14 protein-coding genes are annotated in these 15,463 nt (G+C 63.7%); 2 read left to right on the top strand and 12 right to left on the bottom strand.

Annotated elements, in window-relative coordinates:
• Positions 1 to 65: 65 nt before the first annotated feature.
• Positions 66 to 1,601, bottom strand: coding sequence for a fumarate hydratase (locus tag Q1W26_RS06510; RefSeq protein ID WP_300437439.1), 1,536 nt, complete (start codon positions 1,599 to 1,601; stop codon positions 66 to 68).
• Between the two features lie 24 nt (positions 1,602 to 1,625).
• Positions 1,626 to 2,156: a TIGR00645 family protein gene (locus tag Q1W26_RS06505; protein ID WP_300437437.1), complete on the bottom strand. Its 531-nt coding sequence runs from the start codon at positions 2,154 to 2,156 to the stop codon at positions 1,626 to 1,628.
• A gap of 104 nt (positions 2,157 to 2,260) precedes the next feature.
• Here Q1W26_RS06505 and purB point away from each other — a divergent pair, with 104 nt between their 5' ends.
• Both purB and Q1W26_RS06495 read left to right on the top strand, forming a co-directional pair.
• Positions 2,261 to 3,628, top strand: coding sequence for an adenylosuccinate lyase (purB, locus tag Q1W26_RS06500; RefSeq protein ID WP_300437435.1), 1,368 nt, complete (start codon positions 2,261 to 2,263; stop codon positions 3,626 to 3,628).
• 12 nt (positions 3,629 to 3,640) lie between these two features.
• A complete protein-coding gene (locus tag Q1W26_RS06495) occupies positions 3,641 to 3,958 on the top strand; it encodes a DUF2322 family protein (protein ID WP_300437433.1) in 318 nt (105 codons plus the stop codon).
• Between the two features lie 54 nt (positions 3,959 to 4,012).
• Here the strand turns inward: Q1W26_RS06495 and Q1W26_RS06490 are convergent, their stop codons facing one another.
• The 10 genes from Q1W26_RS06490 to thiC all read right to left on the bottom strand — a co-directional run bounded on the left by Q1W26_RS06490 (position 4,013) and on the right by thiC (position 15,462).
• On the bottom strand, positions 4,013 to 4,375 hold the full coding sequence (locus Q1W26_RS06490) for a hypothetical protein (protein WP_300437430.1): 363 nt from the start codon (positions 4,373 to 4,375) through the stop codon (positions 4,013 to 4,015).
• A gap of 49 nt (positions 4,376 to 4,424) precedes the next feature.
• Complete coding sequence (locus tag Q1W26_RS06485; protein ID WP_300437427.1) at positions 4,425 to 6,152, bottom strand: potassium channel protein; 1,728 nt, start codon at positions 6,150 to 6,152, stop codon at positions 4,425 to 4,427.
• A 4-nt stretch (positions 6,153 to 6,156) separates the two neighbouring features.
• The gene (locus tag Q1W26_RS06480) at positions 6,157 to 6,540 is read right to left on the bottom strand and encodes a DUF6394 family protein (RefSeq protein WP_300437424.1); all 384 of its coding nucleotides are present in this window, start codon (positions 6,538 to 6,540) and stop codon (positions 6,157 to 6,159) included.
• Between the two features lie 148 nt (positions 6,541 to 6,688).
• A complete protein-coding gene (locus tag Q1W26_RS06475; RefSeq protein ID WP_300437422.1) occupies positions 6,689 to 7,138 on the bottom strand; it encodes a type IV pilin protein in 450 nt (149 codons plus the stop codon).
• 49 nt (positions 7,139 to 7,187) lie between these two features.
• Complete coding sequence (locus tag Q1W26_RS06470; protein WP_300437420.1) at positions 7,188 to 10,538, bottom strand: PilC/PilY family type IV pilus protein; 3,351 nt, start codon at positions 10,536 to 10,538, stop codon at positions 7,188 to 7,190.
• A gap of 14 nt (positions 10,539 to 10,552) precedes the next feature.
• Entirely contained in the window at positions 10,553 to 11,056 is a 504-nt protein-coding gene (locus Q1W26_RS06465) for a PilX N-terminal domain-containing pilus assembly protein (protein WP_300437418.1), read from the bottom strand.
• Positions 11,053 to 12,084: a prepilin-type N-terminal cleavage/methylation domain-containing protein gene (locus Q1W26_RS06460; protein WP_300437416.1), complete on the bottom strand. Its 1,032-nt coding sequence runs from the start codon at positions 12,082 to 12,084 to the stop codon at positions 11,053 to 11,055. The genes Q1W26_RS06465 and Q1W26_RS06460 overlap by 4 nt, the downstream gene beginning before the upstream one ends.
• Complete coding sequence (gene pilV, locus Q1W26_RS06455) at positions 12,081 to 12,539, bottom strand: type IV pilus modification protein PilV (protein WP_300437414.1); 459 nt, start codon at positions 12,537 to 12,539, stop codon at positions 12,081 to 12,083. Before pilV ends, Q1W26_RS06460 begins: the two co-directional genes overlap by 4 nt.
• A gap of 19 nt (positions 12,540 to 12,558) precedes the next feature.
• A complete protein-coding gene (locus tag Q1W26_RS06450; RefSeq protein WP_300437412.1) occupies positions 12,559 to 13,143 on the bottom strand; it encodes a GspH/FimT family pseudopilin in 585 nt (194 codons plus the stop codon).
• A 402-nt stretch (positions 13,144 to 13,545) separates the two neighbouring features.
• Positions 13,546 to 15,462, bottom strand: coding sequence for a phosphomethylpyrimidine synthase ThiC (gene thiC / locus Q1W26_RS06445; RefSeq protein WP_300437410.1), 1,917 nt, complete (start codon positions 15,460 to 15,462; stop codon positions 13,546 to 13,548).
• Between the last annotated feature and the right edge of the window lies 1 nt (position 15,463).

Below are 15,463 nucleotides of genomic sequence, written 5' to 3'. Positions count from 1 at the left end.
GCTGATCGGCGAAACGGCACGCCGAAGGCTGTCAAGCTATAGCAGGACGGGACAGGCGCCTGGTGTTACGCCGCCACGACCGGAATCTTGCCGATCCTGGCCTGCCATTCCTTCGGGCCGGTTTCGTGCACGCTGATGCCGGAGGAATCCACTGCCACGGTGACGGGCATGTTTTCCACGTCGAACTCGTAGATGGCTTCCATGCCCAGATCGGCAAAGCCGACGACCTTGGCCGACTTGATGGCCTTGGCCACCAGGTAGGCGGCGCCGCCGACGGCCATGAGGTAGGCCGACTTGTTGTCCTTGATGGCCTCGATGGCGACGGGGCCGCGCTCGGACTTGCCGATCATCGAGATCAGGCCGGTCTGCTCGAGCATCATGCGGGTGAATTTGTCCATGCGGGTGCCGGTGGTGGGGCCGGCCGGGCCGACGACTTCGTCACGCACCGGGTCCACCGGGCCGACGTAGTAGATCACGCGGTTGGTGAAGTCGACGGGCAGCTTTTCGCCCTTGGCCAGCATGTCGGCGATGCGCTTGTGGGCGGCGTCGCGGCCGGTGAGCATCTTGCCGTTGAGGAGGAGTTTCTGGCCGGGCTTCCAGGCAGCCACTTCTTCCTTGGTCAGGGTGTTGAGGTTGACCTGGGTGGCGGACTTGAGATCCGGCGTCCAGGTGACGGCGGGCCAGTCTTCGAGCTTGGGCGGCTCAATTTTGGCCGGGCCGGAGCCATCCAGGTGGAAGTGGCAGTGACGCGTGGCGGCGCAGTTGGGCACCAGGGCCACCGGCAGGTTGGCGGCGTGGCAGGGGTAGTCGAGCACCTTCACGTCGAGCACGGTGGTGAGGCCGCCGAGGCCTTGCGCGCCAACGCCCAGCGCGTTGATCTTTTCCATCAGTTCAAGGCGCAGCTCTTCCGGGCGGGTCAGCTTGGCACCGGTAGCGGCCTTGGCCTTCAGCTCATGGATGTCCACCGGCGCCATGATGGATTCCTTGGCCAGCAGCATGGCTTTTTCGGGCGTGCCGCCGATGCCGATGCCGATGATGCCCGGCGGACACCAGCCGGCGCCCATTTCCGGGATCTTGTGCAGCACCCAGTCGACCAGGTCGTCGGACGGGTTGAGCATGGCGAACTTGGACTTGGCTTCGGAGCCGCCGCCCTTGGCCGCGCAGATGACTTCCACGTGGTGGCCCGGGACGAGTTCGAAGTGGACCACCGCCGGGGTGTTGTCCTTGGTGTTCTTGCGGGCACCGGCCGGGTCGGCCAGCACCGAGGCGCGCAGGGGGTTGTCCGGGTTGCCGTAGGCGCGACGCACGCCTTCGTCGATCATCTGCTGGACGCTCATGGTGGCGTCCGGCCAGGTGACCTGCATGCCGACCTTGATGAAGACCATGCCGATGCCGGTGTCCTGGCAGATCGGGCGGTGGCCCTCGGCGGACATGCGCGAGTTGGTCAGGATCTGGGCGATGGCATCCTTGGCGGCGGGGCTTTCCTCGCGCTCGTAGGCTTCACCCAGCGCCTTGATGTAGTCCAGCGGGTGGTAGTAACTGATGTACTGGAAGGCGTCCGCGACGGACTGGATCAGGTCTTCCTGTTTGATGGCAGTCATGGGTGAAGCTCCCTCTTTTTGAGTTTAGTGTTTTGTCAGCAAAACGGTCTGGTTCATCATCTTGTCGACCAGCGCCATGGCGAACGCGGAGACGAGGAACACGACGTGAATGATCACCTGCCACATGATGGTGTGCTCGGAGATGTTCGCGGCGTTGATGAAGGTTTTAAGCAGGTGGATCGACGAGATGCCGATGATCGCGGTCGACAGCTTGATCTTGAGGACGCCGGCGTTCACGTGGGACAGCCATTCGGGCTGGTCCGGGTGATCGTCGAGGTCGAGCCGCGAAACGAATGTTTCGTAGCCGCCGATGATGACCATGATCAGCAGGTTGGCGATCATCACGACGTCGATCAGGCCGAGCACCACCAGCATGGTTTCGGTTTCGCTGATGTGACCGCCGGAGCTGATCACCGAGCTGACCAGATGGCCCAGTTCGGCCATGAACAGCCACACGTAGATGCCTTGGGCAACGATCAGGCCGAGGTAGAGGGGCGCCTGAAGCCAGCGGCTCCAGAAGATGAAACGTTCGAGTGTTTGCGTGCCTTTGCTCATGTTTGGGAACTGCTGTTTGGGGAGCACGGATTTTATCATCGGCGCAGGGCCGTCCGAGGCGGTAAAATGTTGGACTTTGTTTTTCTGCCTCAAGGGCTTTTCGCATGAATCTGCAACCCATCACCGCGCTGTCGCCCCTCGACGGCCGTTATGAATCCAAGGTTTCCGCGCTCCGCGAGCACTTTTCGGAATTCGGCCTGATCCGCAATCGGGTCAAGGTCGAGGTCGAATGGCTCAAGGCCCTTGCCGCCGCGCCGGAGCTGGCCGAGATCGCACCGTTCTCCGCCGCCACCGTGGCCGAGCTCGATGCCGTCATCGCCGGTTTCTCGGTGGCCGACGGCGAAGCCGTGAAAGCCATCGAGGCCACCACCAACCATGACGTGAAGGCCATGGAGTATTGGCTCAAGGAGCGCCTCGGCCACAACCCCGAAGTCACCCGCGTCACCGAATTCATCCACTTCGGCTGCACTTCCGAAGACATCAACAACGTCTCCCACGCCCTGATGCTGCGCGACGGCCGCAACACCGTGCTGCTGCCGGCGCTGGACAAGATCATCGCCCGCCTGGTCGAACTGGCCCACCAGCACGCCGACCTGCCGATGCTCTCGCGCACCCACGGCCAGCCCGCCAGCCCGACCACCCTCGGCAAGGAAATGGCCAACGTGGTGTATCGCCTGCGCCGCGTGCGCGCATCGATCGCCGCGGTCGAACTCACCGCCAAGTTCAACGGCGCCGTGGGCAACTACAACGCCCACCTGTCGGCCTACCCCGACTTCGACTGGGAAGGCTTCAATGGCCGTTTCATCGAATCCCTGGGCCTCACCTTCAACCCCTACACCATCCAGATCGAACCCCACGACGCGATGGCCGAGCTGTTCGACGCCACCGCGCGCGCCAACACCATCGTCCTCGATATCTGCCGCGACATCTGGATGTACATCTCCCTGGGCTACTTCAAGCAAAAGCTCAAGGCCGGCGAAATCGGCTCGTCCACGATGCCGCACAAGGTCAACCCGATCGACTTCGAGAACGCCGAAGGCAACCTGGGCCTCGCCAACGGCGTGCTGCGCCACCTGGCCGACAAGCTGCCGGTGTCCCGCATGCAGCGCGACCTCACCGATTCCACCGTGCTGCGCAACATGGGCGTGGCCTTCGGTTACGCCGTGCTGGCCTACGATTCCTGTCTGCGCGGTCTCGGCAAGCTGGAAGCCGAGCCGGCCCGTCTGGCGGCCGACCTCGACGCCTGCTGGGAAGTGCTCGCCGAGCCGATTCAAACCGTGATGCGCCGTTACGGCATCGAAAACCCCTACGAACAGCTCAAGGAACTGACCCGCGGCAAGGGCATCACCAAGGCTGCGCTGCAGGAGTTCATCGGCACGCTGGCCATCCCCGAAGCCGAAAAGGCCCGCCTGATGGACATGACGCCGGGCAGCTACATCGGCAAGGCCGCCGAGCTGGCCAAGCGCATCTGAGGGGCTGACAGCATGGCTTTTGCAGACAAGCTCAAGACCCTGCCGGGCGTCTCCCACCTGGCGTCGATCCAGCTGCTCAACGCGGCCGACGAGGTCGTCGCCACCATCGAGAACAAGCCCGGCCAGGCCGGCTCGCTGGCGGTGTACAACCACCTGGCCCAGATCCACGGCGCCATCACGCCGGACGCCGCCACGCAGGGCATCGAGATCTTTGCCGAGCATGGCGAGGATGCGCGCCTGAATCCCGGCAAGCACCCCAACATCGACCGCCTGATCGGGCTGCTCGAGCGGGGTGAAACGCTGCGTGTGAAGCACGTGTTTGCCGCCTGACGCATCGCGTCCGGCCGCAACTCAAAGGGCAGCCGCTTGGCTGCCCTTTTTTTGTCAGTGGGCTGCGCGCTGGCGCACGGCCAGCAGCCGGATCAGGCCGAGGCCGATGGCGATGCCAACCGAATCGGCCAGCCAGTCGAGGGCTTCGCCGTAGCGGTTGGTGGTGAGGGTTTGCTGGCAGATTTCGATCAGCAGGCCATAGGCCACCAGCCCGGCTGCGATCCGGTGCGCCCGCGCGGGCCAGCCGCTCCAGCCCGTGAGCATGAGCACGCAGAAGGCGATGGCGTGTTCGAACTTGTCCTGGTTGGAAACGACGCTGATCTGGGCGGGCAGGGGCATCATCGTCAGCACGAAGACCAGGATGACCGCGACGACAAAGGCGGCGCGAAACAGGGGCTGGGGCAGGCGGAGAAACATGTCGATGTTGGTTGTTGCGGTGCCGCATTGTAGCTGCGGGCCGCGCCGTTCAGGCGTCGCGCACCTGCCGCCGGGCGGCCAGCCATTCCCACACCAGCCCGCTCGGAAAATCCTGCCCGGTCAGCACGAACTTGAGCGTGTGGCCGTTGAAGAGGGTCAGCCCCAGATCCTTGCGCGCTGTTTCGCTGCCAACCAGCAGCAGTTGGTCGCCGAGTCGGATGGGCTCTTCGAGGCCGGGGAGCAGGCGCGGTGGATCCCCTTCGCGCAGCAGCAGCAGCGGGGCGCAGGCCAGTGGCGGGCGGTCGGTGACCGGGGTGCGCAGCAGCTCGCCGAGTTTGAGTTCTGCCTCGTTGCGCATCAGCAGGCGATACACCGACGGTGCCTGCGAGATGTTGAGGCTTACGCTCCATACGGTGGGCACGTCCCAGCCGAAGCGGCCGGTGAGATCGCCCAGCAGCGTCTCGGCCCAGGCGTCGTCGGCCTGGCGCACGAAGGCCAGGAAGGGCGCGAGCAGCGGGGTGGTCAGAATGGCGAGGCATTCGTGGGCGACGATCTCGGCGGGCACCATCGCGAAATCCGATTCGAAGGCGTCGAACAGCGCCCGGTTGGCGACATGGTTCTGGCGCAGTACGGTAAAGAGCTTCGGGTTGAGTTCCCGGGCGGTGACCACGGTTGAAAGATTGTTGACGTCGCTGGCGGTGGCGGCAACGATGCCGACGGCCTCGGCGATGCCCGCCGCCCGGAGGGCCTCGCCGCCGGTGCCGTCGCCCTTGATCCAGCTGTGCGCCGCAGCGAGCGGTGCGGCCCGGTCGATGATGGTGACCGGCAGTCCGGCGTTCTCCAGCGCCTCGGTCATGACCTTGCCGAAGGTGCCATAACCGCACAGCACCCATTTGCCTTCGGGGGGCTCCCGGTGGCGGGTGACCGTGGTGCCCGGCAGGCCGGTAAGCCACAGCAGCAGGTGGTAGGCCGCCGGCGAGTGCAGGGCCAGGGCCATGTATTCGCCGAATTTTTCAAAGGGATTGATGATGTGGCGGGTGCCGAAGGAGGCCATGTTGGCGGCTGTTTCGGCATGCTCGGCGCGGCATAGCGCGTGCAGCGACGGGGCCAGCAGGCGGGCGGCGATGGCCACCGCGAGGTTGGTGCTGTCGTCGTTGGTGAGGGCGATCACGCCGCGGCAATACCGGCTGGTGAGCCCGGCAAGGATCAGCGTATCGGGCTGGCCGGCGTCGGCGCACAGGGCCGGCATGTCGGCCGAGTAGCTTTGCAGTTCGAGGTCGCCCACCTTGGCTTCATCTTTTTCGATCACCACCGCCCGGTAGCCCAGTTCGTCCAGCGCCTGGCAGATCAGGTGCCCGGCTTCGCCATAGCCGCAGATCAGGTAGAAGGGTTCGCGCAGGTGACGCACCTGGCGGGCAAAGCGCTGTGCCGCCACGGCGTTGAGGAAGTTTTTGTCCTGCAGCATCGCGAATACCGTGCCCAGCGTGTAGGCCCAGCCGATTACCGACAGGTAAATGCAGAACGTGACCCACAGGCGCTGCTGTTCGGAGAAGGCGTAGGGTATTTCGCCAAAACCGATGGTGGTTGCGGTGTAGCTGATGAAATAGGTGGCGTGGAAAAAACTCAGCCGCGGCATGCTGCCGCCGTTCGGATCCAGCGGGCCGGGCATCAGTGTGAGCCCCAGCACCGACACCGAAAAAATCACGATGAGCACGATCAGCGGCGTGCGCAGCCGCCGCAGAACCAGAAAAATCGTGCTGGTCGGGGTGCCGTTCACGGCATCAGCGCCGCTGCATGATGGTCTCGGCGATCAGGATCACCACTGAAATCACGTTGGCAAACAGCGCACCGCCCGACAGCGACACGATGCTCGACATGGTGGAGGGGGTCAGTCCGGTGTTGGCCACGTGTTCGGCATAGCCCCACACCATCGCCGCGGCCAGCAACTGCAGGTCGGCCACGAGGCTGGTGGCGAGGTGAATGGCTCCGATCTGGGTACGGTCGCCAAACTTGAGCACGGTGGCGATCAGGTTGACCACCACCGCCGCGAAGAGCTCGTAGATGTCGTGGTGAACCGGGTTGTCGATCTCGCCGATAAAAAAGCCGAAGTTCAGGGTTGCGGCAAAGACAATGAAGAAACCGAAGATGACTTTCTCGAGGTTCATCGCGGGGAGCCGGTTGTTTTTGGGGATGCGTCAATGCTAGCACCGGCGGGCGCGGGGCGGGGCGCGTGACGTCAGGCGAATGCCGTCTGCCACCTTGGCGCTGAGCGGTATCCGGGCGTCACGGGCGACGCGCCGCCCGTGCAGATCTTTACCAGCAGGTGGCGGCTTTGCCGGTGCCCGAGACGGTCTTGGTGCCGTTCTGGCTGAGCGTGAGGGTGCCGCACTCGGTGTCCCTGGTGGCCTGGCTGCCCTGGGGAATTGCCTGCAGGACGAAGGAGTTGGCGACGACGCTCGAAATGGAAACGACATAGTTTCCGTTCATGTCCTTGATGCAGGCGGTGGCGGGCAGGCTGACGGCGGCGCCGTTGGTGGTCTGGTCGTAACGCAGGTTGGTCGTGTAGAAACGCTCCATGTACTGGGCGGCTTCCTGCAGGCAGGACGCCGCCTGGGTGCGTTTGCTCCGGACGAGGTGGCTGGTGTAGTTGGGGTAGGCGATCATGGCCAGGATGCCGACGATGCAGACGACGATCATGATCTCGAGAAGGGTTACACCTGCCTGGCGTTTGAGGCGCCATGCGCCGGATTGTGTCTTCGTCATCGCTGGGTCGTTCCTGTCTGGTTCCATGTTGTCTGCCCGGCCGGGCCGTTCAATCCGCGAGGATTTCCCGCCACGAGATGCGTCCCTTGAGCAGGCTGAGGTTGACGTTCAGTTGCTGCTGGCAGGCGCCGGTGGTGTCGCAGCTCAGCGCGGTGAACTTGGAGTCGGTGGTCTTCTTGATGTTGAGTTCGCCGACCATGCCGCCCGTTTTGACCGAGCCGGCCGGAACGAGCTTGCCGCCGCTGAGTTTCTTGTCGCTCTCGTTGAAGAGCTTGTCGTTGTTGACGTCGAAGAAGGGGACGGTGAGGCTGCCGCCGGTAAAGGCGTCCAGCGCGTTGAGGTAGCCGCTGCCGCCCGAGGCGCACACGTCCGACGTGGGGACGATGCTGCTGGCGTAAAGAGTGCCCGCGGAGTACTGGCTGCGGGAAATGATCCGTTCGCCATCGGCCGGGAAGTCCACGTACCAGCCCTTCTTGCCGGTCATGTCGCCGGTGGTGGCGTTCGAGAAGGTTCGGGTGATGTACGCGCTCTGGGTGCCGGGGGCGCTGACGGTGCGCTGCATGAGGGGCGCGCGGGAGGTGATCGCCGTGCCGTCGTCGATGATGCCGTACCAGCTCTGGACCGCCTTGCTGGAGACGTCGGTGTTGCTCAGGTAGCGCCCTGTTCCGCCGAAGACCCAGCGTTTGTTGGTCTTGGGGTCGATGGCGACGGTGAATGCGCCGGTGATGGGCTGGACGTTGTTGCTGGCGTCCCGGGCGACGAAGATTGAAGAGGCGCTCCAGGTGGTCGCATCGCCCGTGACGCTGAACTTCCAGAAGTTGCCGAGAAGGTCGCCGGCATAAATCAGGTCGACTTTCCCGTCGCCGTTCTGATCGAAGCCAACCAGGCTCCCCAGCCCGTTCGAGGCGGTGCTCGAGCCTGCGCCCGTGGCGATCTTTTTGATCAGTGCGCCGGTGTTCAGGTTGAGGACGAACAGGAAGGCCTTTTCGTTGGTGCTGTTGTAGCCGTTGGCGATGATCACGGCCCACTCGCCGGTGTTCATCTTGACGATCACCGGCTTGCCGAGGGTTTGCCCGAGGTCGGTGTCGGTGAACTCCCACAGTACGTCGCTCGTACCGAAGCTGGTGGGGGTGGTGACGTTGAGGGCGTAGATCGTTTTGCCGCCGCGCCCGAGGCTGCCAACCAGGATGTTCTTGCCGGTGGTGGCCAGCTCGGAGATGGTGATCTCGCCATCGTTGAGGAACTTGTGCGAGTAGGTCGGGCTCGACAGCGCGTTGAGGTTGGCAAAATTGACGCCGCCGGGGATGTAGGCGAAATGCTCGACGCCCGTTTGCGCATTGAATGCGTGCAGCATGCCGTCGTTGGCTGCGGCAAAAACGGTATTGGATGCCTTTACGTAGACGGGCGCGGGGTTGGCGATGTCGCCGATCAGCGAGCTGCGGTTGCGAAAGCTGCCGCCGTTGGCGACTTCACCGGACGTGACGCCGCGCAGGTAGTTGACGACGGCCGAGCTGCCGATGGCCGTCTTTTTGGCTGAACTGAGGTTCGTGTAGTCGAATGTGGTGCCGTTGCCGCCCGAATCCTTCCAGGTGAAGATTTTGCGTGAGGCGGCGGCCGGCAGGTTCTCGGAGGCCTTCCAGGCGGGGATCGGGGTGCCGTCCGAGGTGGTGTTCATGTAGCCCGAGCTGTTGTAGCCGATGGCCCACAAATCGCCGCCCCAGTTGCCGTCGTAACGGGCCACGAAGACCTTGCCGTCGGCCTCGAGCATGTAGGAGGTCAGGGCGATGTTCCACGCGCCGCCGGATTCGCCGATGGTGTTGAGCGCCGCAACCAGGCCGTCGGCGAATTCGGTGGGGTTCTTGGCGGCAACGAACTTTCCGCGGCCGTTTTCTGCCGCGTGCCAGAGATCGTCGACCTTCTGGTCGCTGCCGGCCAGGGGGTCGGGCCAGCTGATTGAGCCGCTCTTGAGGCCGGGCAGGGAGGTCGAGGGGTTGAGCTTGCCTTGCACCCCGAGCGACAGGGTGAAGGTGTTCATGTTCTGCCAGAACGAGGGGTTGGTGCTGGTGGCCCGGATGTTGTTGGGAAGGTCGATCCGCAGATCCTGTTTCCAGTAGTACATGGAAACGTCGGCGAGGGTGTTGCTGTAGCTGTCCTGGTAGGGCCGGGCCGGCGTGTATTGGTAGCTCTGCCCGCCGGGGCCGGTGATGAGCGAGCCGGACATGTTGTCTTCGTTGTCGATGCCGCTGATGGTGGCCGGGTTGTAGTAGCCGTCGGTGGTCAGGATCGTGAAGTTGCGGCGGCAGGACAGATGCGGGGCCGGCCCGTAGGGGCCCGCGTCGTCGCTGCGGGAGAAATACTGCCCGGCCCGGGTGAGGGCTTCTTTCAGCGGCGTTCCCAGGGGCGGAAAGGTGGTGCCGAGCATCGCGTTGAACCAGTTCTGGCGATTGGTGGTCTCGAAAGTGCCCGAGGTGGGAATCGGATTGCCGATGTTCGTCGTGTTGATCGTGGTGTGGCCAACCCGGTAATTGGTGCCGAGCTTGGAGAACGCGATGCTGGCGCCGGCCTTTGCCGCCAGTGCGCGTGAGCGGTAGTAGGTAAACCAGTTGGCGAAGTTCTGGGTTTCTTCGGCTACGGTGCGGCTCACCGAGCCCCAGTTGAAGGTGCTCACCGAGGTCTCGGAGGTGCCGCTCAGGTCCTTGCGGTAGCCTGCGCTGCCGCGGATCTGGTATTTGACGTAGCTGGTCTTGAGGGCGGTGTCGCCCGTGCCCTTGTACATGTAGAAGGTGATCGGCCAGTAGGTGGTCGAGCACCCGCCGTAGCCACAGGCGACGGGAATTGTGCGGTTCGAACTGCTTTCCGTGACCAGGGTGTAAGTGTAGGTATCCACCGACTGCTGGGCGGTGAGGTTGAGGCTGCCGAGGGTCGGGGTGACGGGGTTGTAGAGTGCGGCGGTCGTCGAGGCGGCGGCATAGGGTGTCCCGTCGTACTTGACCCACGGCTTGTAGGTGATCGTCGGGTCGTAAAAGACCGAGTTGTTGTAGGGCGAGCGCTTGAAGTAGTTGTGGTAGTTGCTGTCGTCGAAGGATGGGATCCGCGGCTCGTAAGTGCCGCCTCCGTAGACATCCTTCGGGGGGAAGAGATACACGACCCAGTCTCTGCCATAAGGGTCGTTGGTGTAGGTCAGCGTGTCCGGCATCATCTCGAACTGCATGCTGCCCGAGTCGTCGAGCAGGAACAGGATGTTCGATGGAATGGCGGCGGCTGATTGCAGGGGCGCGGCAGGAAGATCCACAAGGGCGCAGGCCGGCTGGCTGGCCATGGCAAGCGCGATGGCGAGGGCGGACGGCGTCAGGAGGTGCGCGGCTTTCGAACCGGATCTGCGGATGGACGGGCTTCTCATGAGGGGCTCCGCGCTTATTGGCGTATGTTCGATTGAAGAGTGACCGTCGTTCCACGCCCGTTGGTCGCAGTGGCGCGGGCCGTGACGCGGTACAGGGGAATCAGGCATGTCGGTTCGATGGGGGTCTGGAAATGACAGGTGCCATCGACGGGTTGCGCGCCCATGTCCTCGATGATGAACTGGCTGGAGACCAGTTTGTCGTTGGTGCTCTTGGCTGTCCGCCAGGCCGTGAACGTGGTGTCGAGCCAGCGGTCGGTGCCGCCGGCGGGCAGGGTCGGACACAGGCCGTTGTTGCATGTGGCGGGGATCGTGAGCGGTGCGGCGGCGATGGCCTCGCCTTCGCGCAGGGCCGCCTCGGCGGCTTCGAGGACAAGGTTCTTGTCGTACTGGTTGCCGCTCATTCTTTCCTGCAGGCCGGCGCTGCGCATCGAGGAAAGGCCGAAGAGCGTGATGATCAGCAGGATCACCAGGGACGCGATGAGCGCCACGCCGCTTTCGCTGTGTCGGTTCGGGATCATGGCAGTCTGTTTCTGAGCAGGATGGTGCTGGTTGCGACCGTGCCGAGGCGCCGGTCGCCGGCGCTCGCGGTGGAGACACCGGCATCCTTGCTTTCGAAGTTCAGCGTCAGCCGCACGGCCACGATGGATCCCCAGTCGGTCACAGCACTTGCGTTGACATAGGCACCTCCACCGACCGGCAGGTAGCGGATCTGCATGTCGGTGACGCCGGGGGCGATTTCTTCCGGGCTGCCGTTCATGAAAACCCGGTAGAGCGAGGTGCGGCCGCTGGCGTTGTTGCCCACGTACCAGGCGCTGGCGCCGAAGCGGGACAGCCGTGCAATCAGCGCGTCGTACTGGTAGGACGTGGTGGTGCAGGTGGTGCCCACGTCGAAGCCGAGAAGCGTGCTGCAGTTGCTGGCGCTGCTGCTGCCCGGGGCGTAGCCGACCTTGTTCGCGGCGGCGCTGGAGGCGCTGAAAACGCTCGACTGCTTGTAGTCGCAGGCAATCAGGATGTCGTTTGCGGAGATGCGGGATGAGGAGTTGAGCGTGAATTCGTTCTTGATGCTGTCGTGCTTTTCGACGCTGAAACCCGCGCCGTAGGCGCCGGTGAGCTGAATGGCGTCGGTGGTGCCGGTGCGCTGCCCCTGCAGGGCGCCGATTGCGACGGCGGGCATCGCAATATTGGCTTCGAAGCCCTGAATGCCCAGGCCCAGTACGCTCCACCATGCCGGGGGCGATGCTTGTGCCGCATTCAGGATGCTGACGTTGCGCTTGCCGATGTTGTTGTCCGAGCGGCTGCCGTTGCCGCAGCCGGTGCTGCTCGCTTCGCGGATCTCGCGATCGATGAGGGTGAAGGCGATGCGGGCCGAGTCCTGCATCCTGGATAGGTTGTCGGTGGTCGAGAAGCTTGCCCGGCTACCCATGAAAACCACGAACACACCGCCGACCAGCACCATCCCCAGCACGAGGGACACCATGAGCTCGACGAGCGTATAACCCCGCTCGCGCATGGAAAGGGCGATGTGGCGGCGTGCCGGCATCGTCATAGCTGAACCCTGGTGGTGACCGCATGGGTGCTGTTGCCTGCCGTGGCACGGGAGTCGTCCCATTCGATCTTCACATCGCATTGCCCGGCGTTGCAGTTGATGGTGCCGCAGGCGGTTTGACCGATTGCGCTCTTCAGGGACTGGCTCCAGGCGTTCAGGTCGGATGCGGCCAGGGTATTGACGAAGGCGACCTCGGCGCCGGAGGTCGGGCAGCTCAGGAGGGTGTAGTCGCCGTTGCGGGCGGCCGTTATGTTGGCGCGCATGGCATCGGCGATGGAGTAGCTCATGATCGCCGCCATGGAGCGGGACTGGGCGCTCTGGCTGTCGCGCAGGGACACCCCCTGGAGCGCCGCCATGCCGAGCAGACACAGGGACAGGATCACCATCGAGACGAGCGCCTCGATCAGGCCCACACCTTTTTGTCGAGCGAGGGGAATCGTTTTTCTCATGGTCATGGATGCGTGGTTTTGTTTATCAGGAGTTCGAGGGGGAAGGGCACTCACCGCTGTTGTTGACCGGAACGATGACGGCATGCCCGCCCGCGGTGATTCTGATTTCACGGGTGTTCTGTTCTGGCGAAGAGGTGGCGATGCAGACCGACAGGCGGGCCTGGAGCAGCGCATTCGATGAACCGGGTGCGGATCGGGCGAAACCGTCGGCGCCGGTCTGGATGCGATTGTTCTGGACGGAGATTCCGGGGCTGCCCTGGACGACTATCGAACTCGAGGCGATCGTCCCGGTGCGCAGGATTTCACCGGCGTCGGGCATGTCGTTGCCGTTGTTGTCCGCGAATACCAGCCAGCCCTGCCAGTTGCCGCCGCCGGCCGCGCAGCTCGTGCCGTCGTCGCTGCGGCAAAACACGACCCGCTTGTTCAGCCGAATGGCTTCGCTGCGTGAAATCGTCAATGCCCCGAGTATGTCGTTCGCCTGGGTGGCGAGGCGATTCACGTTGAGCAGAGCGGTAAAGGAGGGCGTGGCGATGCTCGTGAGGATGGCTACGATGGTGATCCCCACCAGCACTTCAATCAGCGTAATCCCTTGTAGGTTATGTCTTTTCATGTCGTTCTTCAGACCTTGCCCGGTGTCGCCGGCGTGTCGGATTTGTTACGCCAAGACGGCTGACAATGTCGGTAACGACACATTTGATAAAACCTTAAACGGGGATTCGGTACTACTTCACGATGGTCGATCGGTCTGGAAAGCACGCTCCGGAAAACATCTTTGGAATATATCCGGGAGGGGCGTGCCGGGTATGTCGGAGTCATTGTCGAAAGGCCGCCCCGCGCCAAGGCATTGCGCCGAGGACATGATCTATTCTGAAAAGATGTTCTTCGGAATAGGGGGCTACAAGATGTGGCGAGAAACAGTGCTGAAGCTTCAAGAAAAACGGGCCGCAATCGCGGCCCGTTCTGATTTTTGTGTGGGTCGGGTTTCAGCCCGACCTGCAGGGTTCGTGCGTGCTTACACCTTCCGGTAAATCTCCGCGCCGCTCTTCACGAATTCGACGGCCTTGGTTTCCATGCCTTTTTCCAGCGCTTCGGCTTCGGCGATGCCCTGGGCGGCGGCGTAGTCGCGGACGTCCTGGGTGATCTTCATGGAGCAGAAGTGGGGGCCGCACATGGAGCAGAAGTGGGCGACCTTGGCGGACTCCTTGGGCAGGGTTTCGTCGTGGAAGCTCTTGGCCTTGTCCGGGTCGAGGCCGAGGTTGAACTGGTCGTCCCAGCGGAACTCGTAGCGGGCCTTGGAGAGTGCGTTGTCGCGGATCTGCGCGCCGGGGTGGCCCTTGGCGAGGTCGGCGGCGTGGGCGGCGAGCTTGTAGGTGATGATGCCTTCCTTGACGTCGTCCTTGTCGGGCAGGCCGAGGTGTTCCTTGGGCGTCACGTAGCAGAGCATGGCGGTGCCGTACCAGCCGATCATCGCGGCGCCGATGCCGCTGGTGATGTGGTCGTAACCCGGGGCGATGTCGGTGGTCAGCGGTCCGAGGGTGTAGAACGGGGCTTCCTGGCAGTGCTCCAACTGCAGGTCCATGTTCTCCTTGATCAGATGCATGGGCACGTGGCCGGGGCCTTCGATGATGGTCTGGATGTCGTGCTTCCAGGCGATGTGGGTGAGCTCGCCGAGGGTCTTGAGTTCGCCCAGCTGGGCGTCGTCGTTGGCGTCGTATATGGAGCCCGGACGCAGGCCGTCGCCAAGGCTGAAGGCCACGTCGTAGGCCTTCATGATTTCGCAGATGTCCTCGAAGTGGGTGTAGAGGAAGCTCTCTTTATGGTGGGCCAGGCACCACTTGGCCATGATCGAGCCGCCGCGGCTGACGATGCCGGTCATGCGGTTGGCGGTCATGGGCACGTAGCGCAGCAGCACGCCGGCGTGGATGGTGAAGTAGTCCACGCCCTGCTCGGCCTGCTCGATCAGCGTGTCGCGGAAGATTTCCCAGGTCAGGTCTTCGGCCTTGCCGTTGACCTTTTCGAGCGCCTGATAGATCGGCACGGTGCCGATGGCGACCGGGCTGTTGCGGATGATCCACTCACGCGTTTCGTGGATGTTCTTGCCGGTGGACAGGTCCATCACGGTGTCGCCGCCCCAGCGGATCGACCAGGTCATTTTCTCGACTTCTTCCTGAATGCTGGAGCCGAGCGCCGAGTTGCCGATGTTGGCGTTGATCTTGGTCAGGAAGTTGCGGCCGATGATCATCGGCTCGCTTTCCGGGTGGTTGATGTTGTTCGGGATGATGGCGCGGCCGCGGGCCACTTCGGAGCGCACGAATTCGGGGGTGATTTCGGCAGGGATGCTGGCGCCGAAATCCTGGCCCTTGTGCTGGCGGCCGAGCAGCTTGACCATGCGCTCGCCCATCGGGCCGGTGTTCTTCAGGTTTTCGAGGTATTGCTGGCGGTTTACGTTTTCGCGAATGGCGACGTATTCCATCTCGGGGGTGATGATGCCCTGACGGGCGTAGTGCATCTGCGAGACATTCTTGCCGGGCGCGGCGCGGCGGGGCTTGCGGTGCAGGCCGGGGAAGCGCAGTTCATCGAGCTCGGGGGCGGCGGCGCGGATGCGGCCGAATTCGGAGGACAGGTCGGGCAGCACTTCGGTGTCGCCGCGCTCTTCGATCCAGCGCTGGCGCAGGGCCGGCAGGCCGGAGCGGATGTCGATTTTTGCCTGCGGGTCGGAGTAGGGGCCCGAACAGTCGTAGACGTAGATCGGCGGGTTTTTCTCGCCGCCCATGCCGGTGGGGGTGTCGGCTTGCGAGATTTCGCGCATGGGCACCTGGATGTCGGCGCGGGAGCCTTCAACGTAGATCTTGCGGGAATTGGGGAGGGGGGCAACGGCGGCTTCGTCCACGTGGGCGGACGCAGCGATGAATTTGTCAGTGGCGTTCATG

The sequence above is a fragment of the Zoogloea sp. genome (assembly GCF_030157465.1).
Lineage (GTDB): Bacteria > Pseudomonadota > Gammaproteobacteria > Burkholderiales > Rhodocyclaceae > Zoogloea.
This window is presented reverse-complemented; position numbering and strand designations above follow the sequence as displayed.